Origin of the sequence: Pseudoduganella violacea (assembly GCF_014191875.1) — a bacterium.
GTDB lineage: Bacteria > Pseudomonadota > Gammaproteobacteria > Burkholderiales > Burkholderiaceae_D > Rugamonas > Rugamonas violacea_A.
The window spans coordinates 75,791-89,849 of record NZ_JACHXD010000020.1; the positions used below are offsets into that span (position 1 = coordinate 75,791).

8 protein-coding genes are annotated in these 14,059 nt (G+C 65.0%); all 8 read left to right on the top strand.

Annotated elements, in window-relative coordinates:
- The first annotated feature begins 9 nt into the window (after window positions 1-9).
- On the top strand, window positions 10-1,917 hold the full coding sequence (locus FHS03_RS24485; protein WP_183443526.1) for a hypothetical protein: 1,908 nt from the start codon (window positions 10-12) through the stop codon (window positions 1,915-1,917).
- 43 nt (window positions 1,918-1,960) lie between these two features.
- On the top strand, window positions 1,961-3,094 hold the full coding sequence (locus FHS03_RS24490) for a ferritin-like domain-containing protein (protein ID WP_183443527.1): 1,134 nt from the start codon (window positions 1,961-1,963) through the stop codon (window positions 3,092-3,094).
- Window positions 3,091-4,293, top strand: coding sequence for a 3-dehydroquinate synthase (locus FHS03_RS24495; protein ID WP_183443528.1), 1,203 nt, complete (start codon window positions 3,091-3,093; stop codon window positions 4,291-4,293). Before FHS03_RS24490 ends, FHS03_RS24495 begins: the two co-directional genes overlap by 4 nt.
- Window positions 4,284-5,498, top strand: a complete 1,215-nt coding sequence (gene eboE / locus FHS03_RS24500; protein ID WP_183443529.1) for a metabolite traffic protein EboE — start codon at window positions 4,284-4,286, stop codon at window positions 5,496-5,498. The genes FHS03_RS24495 and eboE overlap by 10 nt, the downstream gene beginning before the upstream one ends.
- Window positions 5,495-6,385 carry a UbiA family prenyltransferase gene (locus FHS03_RS24505; RefSeq protein WP_183443530.1) on the top strand — a complete coding sequence of 297 codons (891 nt, stop codon included), beginning with the start codon at window positions 5,495-5,497 and terminating at the stop codon, window positions 6,383-6,385. Before eboE ends, FHS03_RS24505 begins: the two co-directional genes overlap by 4 nt.
- Before the next feature lie 10 nt (window positions 6,386-6,395).
- A complete protein-coding gene (locus tag FHS03_RS24510; protein WP_183443531.1) occupies window positions 6,396-7,301 on the top strand; it encodes an EboA domain-containing protein in 906 nt (301 codons plus the stop codon).
- 8 nt (window positions 7,302-7,309) lie between these two features.
- A complete protein-coding gene (locus FHS03_RS24515) occupies window positions 7,310-8,416 on the top strand; it encodes a TatD family hydrolase (RefSeq protein ID WP_229426396.1) in 1,107 nt (368 codons plus the stop codon).
- Between the two features lie 747 nt (window positions 8,417-9,163).
- Window positions 9,164-14,059 (top strand): non-ribosomal peptide synthetase (locus FHS03_RS24520; protein ID WP_183443532.1); only part of this gene is annotated, 4,896 nt, incomplete at its 3' end.

The following is a 14,059-nucleotide window of genomic DNA, read 5'->3' on the forward strand; positions in this document are numbered from 1 at the left end:
GGAGACCCCATGAGCTATTTGCAGCTACCCCGGATGACTTTTTCCGGCTACTTCCAGGCAGATGTATCCACCGTCAATAACGATCCCCGCCATTTCGACAACGTCACCTTCGAGCCGTATTTCCAGGATTTGCAGGAAAGCCAGCAGGCCAATGGTTGGTGGAATCCCGTCGGCACCGGCATTTTCCGCTTCCGCGAGACCGCCGTGCGCACCCTGTTCGACAAGGATGGCATGATTCCGTCCAATCAGGATCCGGCCATGAAGCTGCTGGTCGGGAATGCCACCGAACGCGCTTCGGCCAAGATCGTCGACGTCGATCCGGACTGGCAGCTGGCTTCCAATCTGTACGGCTTGGGCGTCACCCTGGTGGCGCCGACAGGCCAGGTGGTGCTGCGCGCCGAATATGAAGCCAATCCCTTCCGCGACCTGTGGTTTGGCCGCAGCAGCGCCTCTGGCGATTCGGGCGCCTCGGCCATGTTCCAGTCGGTGCTCACCCATCTCGAATGGAATCTGGAGGGCTTCGACAGCCCCTTCTTCGAACAGCTGCGCGCAGCCAGCGAAGACGGCCTGCTGTCGATCCGCCTCACGACCTATGGCTTCAATACCAGCTATGGCGAGAACGAATTCTGCTACGGTAAGTTGATCGGGGCGATTGGCCCGGTGCTGGCGGACGAGCCGCGTTCCTTCATTCTGGGGCGGCGCTTCATGCCGACCACGCGCAATGGGGCCGGCGACCTTGCCAGCACCCAGAATATCGCTTGCTTCAGCGCCGCCGTGGACCAGAAAGGCTTGCTGAACCTGGACTTGAGCAATGCCTTGCCCCTGGCCGACCATTATTTGATCAAGCACCTGGGCCCGATGCAGATAGCCCTGCTCAAAGATCCGCTGACGGCGCAGGATGCGCTGATCGGTGCCGACGCCTACTATCCGCTGGCCGAACTGGCACAGTCCGACCACGTGCAATGGAATTGGGGCGGCATCCAGCAGGTGCCGCTGCCGGAGAATGTGCGCGCCGTGATGGACGAGCTGCCCTTTGCCCTGCTCAGCGGTCCCAATCAGGATGGGCAATCCGTGGTGGCGATCCGCGAAAGCCTGCTGGGCCTGGAAATCCGGCCCGAGCATTTCGTCTTCCGCCTCGATCCGAACGATAGCAGTACCAACCACGCCGGCACCACGCTGTATGCGGCGCGCTACGGCCAGCCGCTGGCCAATCAGCAGATTAATTTCTGGACGGCGGCGCCGGTCACCGATATGGACAACACGCCGGTCAGCCAGCCTCCCGGCACGACACCCAGGGCGCTGCTGCCGGTGAATAACGTGCCGTCCTTTGCCGTCCAATTCCATCCGCCGCTGCCGGTCACCGACAGCAAGGGCCGCGCCGATGTCTGCCTGCAGGGACCGGAAGTGATGGACCATCCGCGCGAGTACATCGATGGCCAGCTGTATACGATTTCCTATAATTTCAGCGGCAGCGATCCGGCCTTGCAGCAGAATTTCGACAAGTTCGCCGTGCTGGTGTTCAGCAGCGTGCCGCCTTGCCCGAATCCGGCCTGGAACGATGTGCAGCCCATCCTCCAGCAGTACGCCAACCTGTATCCGGTGATGAGCCAGGGCCTGTTCGACTTTTCGCAACAGGCCCAGGCCGACGCCAACGCCTTCATCATGCGCTTTGTGCTCGACAAGGACATCAACGATCCCGACCAGATGCCGGTCACGCGCGACCTGTCCTCGGCCAAGCGCGCCATGCTGATCCGCTACTTCGACCAGGTGCTGGAGAGCCAGGGCCGGCCGCCCTCCCTGCTGCATATGTTCGGCAAGCGCTGCCCCACGCGCGGCGGCGCCGCCCTGCGGCCGCAGGACAGCCGCGCCGCGCCGGTGAGCGACCTGCCGGGCAAATCGCGCGGCCCCAATCCCTGAGCCCATCCAGTCCTGACCATCCAACATTGAGGAAAACCCTGCCATGATGCGGATTAGCGAAAAACACATTAAGGCGCTGCGGCGCGCCGAGAGCGTTGACCAGGTGCAGAGCGCCCTGGCCAGCGCCATCCAGCTGGAACTGGCTACCATCCCCGTGTATCTGACCGGCCTGTTCTCGCTCAAGCAGAACGCCAACCGGGAAGCCGGCGCCCTGGTGCAGTCGGTGGTGGTGGAAGAAATGCTGCATATGACCCTGGTCTGCAATACCTTGATCGCCATTGGCGGCCGGCCCGAAATCACGGCGGCCGGCAAGGGACTGTACTATCCGGGGCCGCTGCCGCTGAATATCAACGACGGCCTGCAGGTCTCGCTCAAGGCCTTGACGCCGGAGCAGACCGAGTCGGTCTTCATGGCCATCGAGAAGCCGGACTACGACGGCGTGCTGCCGGGCGAGGACGTGTCCACGCCACCGGCCAGCGTTCCCGGCGAATACGCCTCGATCGGCGACTTTTACCAGGCCATCGCCGAGGCGCTGGCGCGCCTGGTGGACAGCGGCGCACCGGTGTTCGCCGAGCCGAAGCTGGAAGAGCAGGTCGATGTCAGCCGCTGGTTCCCGCCGATCTCCCGGCTCGCGCGCAGCGAGCATTATGACGGCAAGGTGAGCGACCTGGCCTCGGCCGAGGCGGCCCTCGGCGTGATCGTGGTGCAGGGCGAGGGCGCCCAGGAGGGCGAAGGCTTCACCCCTATCGACAGTACCGATGGGGCCTATGCCCATTACTTCAAGTTCGGCGAAATCTTCCACAACAAGCGCCTGGTCGAGAACCCGTCCGCGCCGTCCGGCTGGTCGTATACGGGCGAGCCGGTGCCGCTGGAGGAGAGCATGGTATTCGACCTGCTGCCGAACGCCGCGCTGAGCGACTACGAGAATGGCAGCGCCGCCTTCTACGCCGGCCAGCAGTTCTACGGCAGTTATATGCGGCTGTTGGAAACCCTGGACACCGTCTTCCACGGCGAACCGAATAAGCTCAACGACGCGCTCGGCCTGATGTATGAAATGAAGCTGGTGGCGCAGCAGGTGACGCGCAATCCGGCCGGTGCGGGGCATCCCAACCGCATTGCGGCGCCGCCCTTCATGCTGACGCGCGTCCAGCCCAGGATCGGGCAGGAGGCCAATTGAAGGCGGCGGACGCCGCCGATGGGCAGGAGTGGCAGCAGCACGGCTTCAGTGTCGAATACGTGCTGCCGCTGATCTTCACGCGCGACGCTTTCGATCCCGCCAATCCGAACCTGCGGCGTCTGCTGGCCCTGCGCGAACCGCAGAAGCGGCACCGCATGGCGGTGTTTGCCGACGCCGGGTTGCTGCAGGCGCAGCCCGCGCTGCCGGCGTGCATCGCGGCGTATGCGGCGGCCCATGCCGACGGCATCGAGCTGGCGGGCGAGGTGGTGGGCGTGCCTGGCGGCGAGGTCTGCAAGAACGATCCGCGTCTACTGGAAAGCCTGCTGGCGGCGCTGGCGGCGCGCCGCATCGACCGCCACTCTTATGCAGTGGCCATCGGCGGCGGCGCGGTGCTCGATGCGGTGGGCTATGCCGCCGCCATCTTCCATCGCGGCGTGCGCCATATCCGCTTTCCCAGCACGGTGCTGGCCCAGGGCGACAGCGGGGTCGGCGTCAAGAATGCGCTGAACTGGCACGGCCAGAAGAATCTGGTCGGCACCTTCAGCCCGCCCTGGGGCGTGATCAACGACGCCGCCTTCATCGATCTGCTGCCCTTGCGCGAGAAGCGCGCCGGCCTGGCCGAAGCGGTGAAGGTGGCGTTGATACGCGACCGCCAGTTCTTTTGCGATATCGAGGACGACGCGCCGGCGCTGGCGGCCGGCCATGCTGCGCCGCTGGCCTCCCTGATCCGGCGCAGCGCCGAACTGCATATGCGGCAGATCAGCCGGGGCGGCGACCCCTTCGAGCGCGGCTCGGCGCGGCCGCTCGATTTCGGCCACTGGGCGGCGCATAAGCTGGAGCGCTTGAGCGGGCATGCGCTGTCGCATGGTGAAGCGGTCGCCGTCGGCATCGCGCTCGACGCGCGGTATTCCGTGCTGGCCGGCTTGCTGGCGCCGGGCGCGGAGCTGCGCATTCACCATCTGTTGGCGCAACTGGGCTTCCGCCTGTGGCACCCGCTGCTGCTGGCGCGCACGGCGCAGGGCGGCCTGGCTGTGCTGGCGGGGCTGGACGAATTCCGCGAGCATTTGGGCGGGGAACTCAGCGTCACGCTGCTGGCGGCCATTGGCGAAGGGGTGGAGGCGCATGCCATGGACCCGCGCCTGGTGCTCTCCGCCGCCGCCTGGCTGCAGGAACGGGAAGGGGAACTGGCATGCGCATGAGCGTGGGTTCGGACCTGACGACGCTGTGCTATTGCAGCAATATCCACGCGGGAGAAAGCTGGCCGGAGGTGAGCGCCAGCCTGGACGAATATATCCCGGCAGTGCGCGCCGCGCTGGAGCAAGGCGGGCTGCTGGCGCCGGGCCAGGCCTTCGGCATCGGCTTGCGCCTGTCGGCCCAGGCGGTGGCGGCGTTGGATACGGAGGAGGCATTGTCCGCCTTTCAATCGCAATTGGACCGCCTGCATGCCTATGTTTCCACCATCAACGCCTTCCCTTACGGCCAGTTTCATGGCGCGCGCGTCAAGGAGAAGGTCTATCAGCCCGATTGGCGCAGCGCGGAACGCCTGGACTATACGGCCAGCGCGGCGCGCATTCTGGCGCGCCTGCTGGCGCCCGGCGAAACGGGCAGTATTTCCACTGTCCCTGGCGGTTGGCGCCATGGCCTGGATGCCGACGGCATCGGCCTGATGGCGCGCCAGATGCAGCAGGCTGTCATCATGCTGCGCGACCTGGAAGCATCGAGCGGCCGGCGCGTGGTCCTGGCGCTGGAGCCGGAACCTGCCTGCCTGCTGGAAAACACCGACGACGTGCTGGATTTCTTCCAGCGCCATCTGCTGAACGCGCAAGCCTGTACCCGGCTCGCCGGCCTGGCCGGCGTGAGCGTGGCGCAGGCCGAGGCGCTGACCCGCCGTCATCTCGGCATCTGCTATGACGTCTGCCACGCGGCGGTCGGTTTCGAGGAGCCAGCCTATGCCCTGGCCCGGCTGGCGGCGGCGGGCATCGCCGTGCCCAAGATGCAGCTGTCCAGCGCCCTGCGCATACCGGCCATGCGGGCCGACCTGCTGCCCGCGCTGGCGGGGCTGGAGCAGGGCGTCTATCTGCATCAGGTCGTGGTGCAAGGCCAGGGCCTGCAGCATTACGGCGACCTGCCCGAAGCGCTAGCCGCTTTCGCGCGTGGCCAGGCACGGGGCGAATGGCGCATCCATTGCCATGTGCCGGTGTTCCTGGCAGCCGGAGGCGCTTTTGGGTCCACCCAGACGCAGTTGCGGGCGGCGTTGGCGGCCTTGCCTGCCATGGCGCACGTGCCGTTGCTGGAGGTCGAGACTTATACCTGGGATGTGTTGCCGTCGGCCTTCCGCCCCGTGTCCAAAGCGGCGGCGATCGCGCGCGAGCTGGCTTTCATTATCGAGGAATTGCGAGCATGAATACCCTGATCCGTAAAGCGCCGGCCCTAGGCGTCTATCTGCGTCTGGGACGGGTTTCGAATCTGCCCACGGTCTGGACCAATGTGCTGGCCGGGACGGTGCTGGGTGGTGGCGGCGCGGCGGCCTTCCAGCCGCGTACGGCGCTGGTGATGGCCGCCATCTCGGCCTTTTATCTGGCCGGCATGTATTTGAACGATGCCTTCGACCGCGCCATCGATGCGCGCGAGCGTCCCAGCCGCCCGATTCCGGCGGGCGAGATTAGCGCCGCTGCGGTGTTCTGCACCGGTTTCGCACTGCTGGCACTGGGCTTGTTTGGCCTAGCCTTGTGTGGCGCAGCGCCCGTTCTGAGCGGCTGCGCGCTGGCGGCCTGCATCCTGCTGTATGACGTTTGGCACAAAGGCAATCCGGCCAGCCCCCTGGTGATGGGCGTGTGCCGCGCGCTGGTGTATCTGGCGGCTGGGGCGGCGGCCGCCGCGCCGCAGCAGCTGCCCGGCGCGGCGCTGGCGGCGGCCGGCCTGGCCGTGCTGGCCCATGTGGCGGGCCTGACGTACGCCGCCAAACAGGAAAGCCTGGACCGTATGGAGAGGCTTTGGCCGCTGGCCGTGCTGGCCATTGCGCCGTTGGCCTATGCGCCGGCCGCGCTGGATATGGCCGCCGCCGCAATGCTGCTGGTTCTGCTGGTAGCCGATGTGCTGGCCGTGCGCCTGCTGCGCCGCCGTGCGGCGCGCGGCGATGTGGGACGAGCGGTGGCGCAACTGATTGCCGCCATCTCCCTGCTCGACGGTCTGATCCTGGCCGCGGCCGGCGCGCCCTTGCCGCTGCTGGCGGCCTGCGTGACAGCGTATGGCGCGACCCGCCTGCTGCAGCGCGTGATTCCCGGTACTTGAGGAGAGCATCATGAATACCGCTACCGATTCAGGGCAGCGCAGCGGCGCCGCCATCGTCATGCTCGACGGCTGGCTGCGCGCGCGCCTGCCCAACGCAGCGCTGGTCTGGTTTGGCGGCCAGCTGGAAGCGTTGATGGGCCAAGATGGCGCGGCCGTGCTGGCACGCGCCCTGGGCCAGGCGCCGCGCCGACTGGGGCGGGACGCGCTGCAATTGAACGCGTCCGAACTGGCCCAGGCTGGCCGTCTGCGACCCGGTCTGGAGCCGGGCGACTGGCGCATCGACCAGGCGGCGCGTATCGCCTTCGTTCTGGCGGCCTATGGCGGGCAAGAGGCGAACTTCGCGCAGCGTCTCGATGCGCTGGCCGATACGGCCGAAATCAATGAGGCTATCGCGTTGTATCGCGGCTTTCCCCTGTATCCAGCGGCCGAAGCCATCGAGCACCGGGCGCGCGAGGCGGTGCGCTCCAGCATGCGTCCGGTGTACGAAGCCATCGCCCATCGCAACCCTTACCCGGTGGAGCATTTCGATGAGGGGGCCTGGAACCAAATGGTGGTGAAGAGCTTCTTTCTCGACAGCCCGCTATGGCCTGTGCAGGGATTGGAGCGGCGCGCCAATCCGGCGCTGGCGCAGATGCTGCTCGACCTGGCGCATGAACGCTGGGCGGCAGGACGGACGATTAGTCCCGAGCTGTGGCGCTGCGTTGCGCCGCATGCCGATGGCCGGGGCCATGCCGCCATGCTGCGCGTGCTGGAAAGCGGCGCGGAAATGGAACGCCTGGCTGTGGTCTTGAGTTTGCGGGCAGCCGGCGGCGCCGACGCCACGCTGCTGCGCGACGAGTGCCGGCGCCAGGGGCTGGAGGCGCGGGCGGCGCAACTGTCCTGGTCCGATTGCTGTCCCCATACAACCAACGAATAGGAGGCGCCATGCCCATTCCAAGCAATGGCGGTGTCGCGGCGCCGGACGCCGCCACCATCGAGGAAATGTTCGGCGAGCGCAGCGTGGCATGTCCCTGTTGCGGCGGCACGCTGACCCCATCCATGCTGGCGCAGCTGGTGGCCGATGCCGGCCGCATGGCGCAGGCGCGCCATGCGGCGGCGCGCTTGCCCGCGGGCGGCAGCGGCATGCTGATCGATCCGCACGCCCATATGATCGCCCGCACCACCGACGATTACGAGGCGATGGCGCGTGCCGGCATCGTGGCCGTGATCGAGCCGGCCTTCTGGTTGGGGCAACTGCGCACCAGCGTTGGCAGCTTTATCGACTACTTCTCCACCATTACCGGCTTTGAGCGCTATCGCGCGGGGCAGTTCGGCATCCGCCATTACTGCGCCATCGGCCTCAATCCCAAGGAAGCGAACAACGCGGCGCTGGCCGATGCCGTGCTCGATGTGCTGCCGCGCTATCTGGGTAAGGAAGGCGTGGTGGCGCTGGGCGAAATCGGCTACGACGAGCAGACCCCGGCCGAAGACCGCGCGCTGCGGGCACAGATCGAGCTGGCCAAGGAATTCGATCTGCCGATCATGATCCACACGCCGCACCGCGACAAGAAGCAAGGCACGACGCGCACCATGAATGTGCTGGAAGAATGCGGCTTCGACCCGGCGCGCTGCGTGATCGATCATAACAATGAAGAAACGGTGGACGAGGTGCTGGCGCGCGGCTACTGGTGCGCCTTCACCATCTACCCCTCGACCAAGATGGGCAATGAGCGCTTGAGCGAGATCGTGGCGCGCCATGGTCCGGAACGCATCATTGTCGATTCCGCCTGCGACTGGGGTGTTTCCGATCCGCTGGCGGTGGCCAAGTCGGCGCGCCTGATGGCCAGGCGCGGCCTGCCGGCCGATGTGATCCACCAGGTGGTGTACGCCAATGCGCTGGCGGTGTATGGCCTGAACGGCGAGATGGCCGCCGCGCACTGGCAGGAACCGGTGCCGGTCGACCAGCGGGTGCTCTACAACAACGGCAATTCTGTGCTGCGCGGCCAGGCACCGCGCGTCGACGGCCAGGCGGACGATGACGTCATCGTGTAAAGCGCAAGAAATCCAGAGCATGCTTGCTGGGTCTAAACCCGGCTGAAAACCCCGGAAATATTCCGGGTTTTTTTTATGCCCTAATTTTGTCCGTATATTATCTCGGCATTTAGCGAGGCGAAAATGCAGAGGCAGCGTTTGAGTCATCTCATTTGGAAAGATGTTAATTTCCCTTGGCTATTTTGAGTGACTATTTATATTAAATGGGTGGCGGTGACTACGATAATAAATCTCTCAATTTAAGCAGGTTTTGCCATCGGCGCGACGATGCTGTACATATCACTTTTCCTGTCAGATGAGCGCACGGTTTGAAGGGCATGGATTTGTCCTGGATGATATCGCTTGGTATTTTATTGCTAGGAAATTTTATTTGTATTCTATCAATTCACATTGAATTTTTTTAATCACGCATCAATTCAAATTTTTAAAAAAACAAATGACAAGCCATCGGTTTTGTTTTACGCTTGCGCTCGTTAGAAATGAAAACATTGATTGATTGCTAATTGGAAAATTTCAAAGTGCATGTATTGGAAAGTGGTATGCATGCCGGTGAAAACAATTATTATGCAAGTTAATTGATCGCCGGCAGACATATTGCGATTTCACATCCCTGGTCTTTATGGGATTCTCAGTTGTTTTTCTTGTAGCAATTTTCCCGCATTTATAGACATAAACGCCGGCGCCAGGATGCATTCCTGACCCAGGCGTCTCCGGGCAGCATTCAGCATTCGCTTTTGGAGGAGTTAAATGACTGGTATCTACGGAAAAGCTGGGCAAGATCCTTCCCCGGCAACGATCGTCTCCCTCTCTGAGCAGGAGTACCCTGCGCCGGCCGCTCGCGAAGGCGATGAAGCGTTCTGGCGTCGGCGCTTGCCGGAACCGGCGGCGTCCCTTTTCGACAAGAAGCTGGCGGACGACGACATCGCCGCCGCTCCATCGCAGTCCTGGGAAATCGACGCCGGACTTGCACGGCGCATCCGTGTGCTGGCGCGAGAACAGCAATGCACGGTGCGTGATTTCTGGCTGACGGTAGTCGCTGCCTGTCTGGCGCGCTGCTGTACTTGCGACGGCGAGATCCGGCTCGGCATCGCGGATGCCTGGGGGGATGTTGAGAGTGAAGCGGCACGGCGCATACGCGCGGTGTTGCCGCTCACCGCGCAACTGGCCTGGGAGAGCGATACGGCGCGAAATATGCTGCGTGTCCGCGATGAGCTGCAGCTGTGCGCCGCACATGCGCGCTATCCCGTGGCGCAGCTATTGCGCGGGCAGGGCCGCGAAGGCGCTCTTTACGACGCCGTGCTGATGACGGAGGCCTACGCCGCCGCCGGTAGCGCGCCCGCTATGACGCAGATGCTGCCGGAGCAGGCGCCACTTGTCATGGCGCTATATGGCGAGACGGAAGATGAGGCCACAAGCGGCATGCGCCTTGCCTTCCACTGGGATAGCCGCCGCATCCCGGCCGCTGAAGCGGACGCGCTGCGCCGCCGGCTGGGGATTCTGGCGCGGGCGGCTGCCGGGCAGGATCAGATCGCGTTGGCTGCGCTGCCCCTGATGGAGACGGCGGAAAGACAGCGGCTGCTGTCGGCCTGGAATGGCGAGCGCCGCAACTATCCCCTGCACCTTGGCGTGCATGAGTTGTTCGAACACCAGGCAAAGTGGACGCCAGACGCCATCGCCGTTGAATATGGCGGGCAGTGCCTGAGCTATCGCGCCCTGAACGAAGAGGCCAATCGTCTGGCCCATCACTTGCGAAAGCAAGGCGCGCGCCCCGACGCGCTGGTTGCCTTGTTCCTGGAGCGCAGCCTTGAGATGGTGGTCGCCATGTTGGCGGTGCTGAAGGCGGGCGCCGCCTATACGCCGCTCGATCCTGCATGGCCCCAGGAGCGTATCGACCATATGCTGGCGGATGCCGCTCCGCTCCTGGTGCTGACCCAGCCGCATCTGCGGCCGTTGCTGAAGGAGCGGCCGGTGCTCGATCTGGCCGACCCGTATGCGCCCTGGCGTGAGCAGTCCGTGACCAATCCGGCACGCGGCGAGGTCGGCTTGCAGCCCGGGCATCTGGCGTACGTGCTGTATACGTCCGGGTCGACCGGCATGCCGAAAGGCGCGCAGATAGAGCATCGCGGGCTGACAAATGTCGTCAGCTGGCATTGCGAGCACCTGCCTTTGGTGCCGGGAGAGCGTTCGTCCGCCTTGTCGGGCGTGGCTTTCGATGCCAGCAGCTGGGAGGTATGGCCGCCGCTGTGCATGGGCGCGACGCTGGTGCTGGCGCCGGCCGATACCGCAGGCGACGCATTGCGCCTGCTTGAGTGGTGGCAGCAGCAGGACCTGCAAACGAGCTTCCTGACCACGGCCCTGGCCGAGATGGCGCTGGAGCGCATGCGGCATGGCGAGAGCCGCATTCAGCGCAGCCTGCGCACCTTGCTGATCGGCGGCGAACAGCAAAAAATGGCGCCGGATGCGGACCTGCCTTTTGATGTCATCAACAACTACGGCCCGACCGAGGCCACGATTCTGGTGACCTCCGGCCGCAGCCTGCCGCAAGACAAGGTCAAGCATATAGGCCGGCCGCTGGCCAATACCGCCATATATATTCTGGACCGCTTCGGACAGCTGGCGCCCCCCGGCGCGCCAGGCGAGATTTTCGTCGGCGGGGCCGGGGTGGCGCGCGGCTATCTGAATCAGGAAACACTGACGCGCGAACGCTTCCTGCCCGATCACTTTGCCGGGACGGCGGATGCGCGCATGTACAGGACCGGTGACCTGGGACGCTGGCTGGCCGATGGCAGCATTGAATTCCTGGGCCGAAACGATCAGCAGGTGAAGCTGCGTGGCCTGCGCATTGAACTGGGCGAGATCGAGAGCCAGCTGCTGCGCCAGCCCGGCGTGCGCGAGGCGGTGGTGCTGGTGCGCGAGGACCGTCCGGGCGACCGGCGCCTGGTGGCGTATCTGGTGGCTTCCGGCGGAGAGGTCGATTCGCAGCGCTTGCGTGAAGCCTTGTCGCGCCAGCTGCCCGACTATATGGTGCCGGCGGCCTATATGCACCTGGACGCATTGCCGCTGACGTTGAATGGCAAGATCGACAAGCGGGCCTTGCCCGCGCCGGAGGACGCAGCCTACGCGCGGCGCGGCTACGAAGCGCCGCAAGGTGTGACCGAGACGGCGCTGGCGCGTATCTGGACCGAACTGCTGCAGCTGGAAAGGGTGGGCCGGCAGGATCACTTCTTCGAACTGGGCGGACACTCCTTGCTGGCGTTGCATCTGGTTGAACGCATGCGGCATGAACAATTGCATGTGGACAGCCGCGTGCTGTTCTCGCATCCTACACTGGCGGCCCTGGCGCGCGCGGTGGACGAGGGCGGACCGCCGGCTATTGCAGCGCCGGCCGTCTCGTACACGATTCCCCTAGGCTGCGTGACGATCACGCCGCAGATGCTGCCGCTGCTGCGGCTCGACGAAGCGCAGATCGCGCGCATTGTCGCCACTGTTCCGGGTGGCGCCGCCAATATTCAGGATATCTATCCGCTGGCGCCCTTGCAGGAAGGCATATTGTTCCATCACCTGCTGCAGGCGCAAGGCGACCCTTATCTGCTGGTGAATACCTGGATTTTCGACACGCGCGCGCGGCTGGACGGTTTCATCGCAGCTCTGCAGCGGACCGTGGCGCGGCATGATGCGCTGCGTACCGCCGTCCTGTGGGAAGGTTTGGCCGAACCGGTGCAGGTGGTGTGGCGCGAGGCCAGGGTTGAAATCCTTTTCCCGGAATTGTCGGGCGAAGATACGTTGGCTGAACTGGACAAACACAGTGATCCACGCCGCGTGCGCCTTGATGTGCGGCAGGCCCCGCTGATGCGCGGCTGCGCGGCTTTCGATCCTGTTGCAGGGCGCTGGCTGCTGCAACTGCTGCTGCATCATATGGTGGTGGACCATGCCGCGCTGTCGCTGCTGTTCCAGGAAGTGGCGGCGATCCAGGCTGGGCGTGGGCAAGACTTGCCCGAGGCGATACCTTTCCGCCATTTCGTGGCGCGCACGCGCCAGCCAGGCCGGATGCAGGAACATGAAGCCTTCTTCCGCGGCATATTGGGCGATGTCGACGAGCCGACGGCGCCTTTCGGCCTGCTCGATGTGCGTGGCGACGGCAGCGCTATCCGCGAGGCAGAGCGGCATACCGGAAAATCGTTGTCGCAACGCCTGCGGCGTCAGGCCAGCGAGCAAGGCGTCGGTGTCGCCAGCCTGTTCCACTGGGCATGGGCACGGGTGCTGGCCCAGTGTTCCGGCCGCGACGACGTGGTCTTTGGCACCGTGCTGTTCGGCCGCATGCATGGCGGTGTGGATGCGGAGCGCACCATGGGCCTGTTCGTCAATACGCTGCCGGTGCGCATCCGTTTCGGCGAAGGCGGTGTGGCGCAGGACGTGCGCGCCATCCACGCCGCGCTGGCGCAATTGGTATGGCATGAAGATGCGCCACTCAGCCTGGCGCAGCGTTGCACTGGTCTGGCCAAGGGCGTGCCGCCATTCTCCTCCTTGCTGAATTATCGCCATAGCGCGGCGGCCGTTCAGGCCGGGGAAGGGAAAGAGTGGGGCGACGGCGTCCGCATGCTGCCGATCCGGGAATTGAGCAACTATCCCTTCAGCTTGAGGGTGGACGATCTGGAACAGGACTTCAAACTGAGTTCCCTGATCACGCTGCCGGTCGATGCGAATCGCGTCTGCGGCTATATGTTGCGCGCATTGGATCAGTTGGCGGATGCGCTGGAGCGCGCTCCCGATACGCCAGCCTGGCGCATGAGCGTGATCGCCGAAGAAGAACGGCAATCGCTGGTGCAATGGAACGCCACCCAGCGCAGCTACCCGGAGCAGTTCGCGCACCGCCAGTTCGAGCAGCGCGCGGCACGGACGCCGGATGCGGTGGCGCTCGAAACGGAAGGCGAAAGCTGGAGCTACCAGCGGCTCAACGAGGGCGCCAACCGTCTGGCGCATCATTTGATCGGCCTCGGCGTGAAAGCCGACACGCGGGTGGCGCTGGTGCTCGAACGCGGTGCGCCGCTGGTACTGGGCATGCTGGCCACGCTGAAGGCGGGTGGCGCGTATGTGCCGCTCGATCCGCAGTATCCGTCCGAGCGGCTGGCCTTCATGCTCGACGACAGCCGGCCGCGCGTGGTGCTGACCCAGTCCTCGCTGCAGGAATTGCTGCCGGCCAGCCGCGCGCTGATGACGGCGACCGTGCTGGAACTGGACGATCCCGCGCCGGCATGGCAGGCCAAGTCCACCGACAATCCCGCGCCGGCAGGTCTGGACGCCACGCATCTGGCCTATGTGATCTACACTTCGGGTTCGACCGGCCGGCCGAAAGGCGTGATGGTGGAACACCGCAATCTGGCCAACCTGACCGGCTGGCATTGCGAGCGCTTCCCGCTGGCCTTGGGCGAGCGGTCGTCCAGCACAGCGGGCATCGCCTTCGACGCCTGCACCTGGGAAGTCTGGCCGCCGCTGTGCATGGGCGCCACACTGGCGCTGGCCCCGGCCGCTGCGGCGGGCGATCCGCTGCTGCTGCTGGAATGGTGGGAGCGGCAGGAACTGCATTGCAGCTTCCTGGTGACGGCGCTGGCCGAGATGGCGCTGGAACGCTGGCGCAATGGCAGG

Coding starts and splice junctions, on each gene's coding strand:
- eboE (WP_183443529.1), top strand. CDS start 4,284: ATGCGCATGAGCGTGGGTTCGGACCTGACGACGCTGTGCTATTGCAGC.
- FHS03_RS24510 (WP_183443531.1), top strand. CDS start 6,396: ATGAATACCGCTACCGATTCAGGGCAGCGCAGCGGCGCCGCCATCGTC.
- FHS03_RS24490 (WP_183443527.1), top strand. CDS start 1,961: ATGATGCGGATTAGCGAAAAACACATTAAGGCGCTGCGGCGCGCCGAG.
- FHS03_RS24515 (WP_229426396.1), top strand. CDS start 7,310: ATGCCCATTCCAAGCAATGGCGGTGTCGCGGCGCCGGACGCCGCCACC.
- FHS03_RS24485 (WP_183443526.1), top strand. CDS start 10: ATGAGCTATTTGCAGCTACCCCGGATGACTTTTTCCGGCTACTTCCAG.
- FHS03_RS24505 (WP_183443530.1), top strand. CDS start 5,495: ATGAATACCCTGATCCGTAAAGCGCCGGCCCTAGGCGTCTATCTGCGT.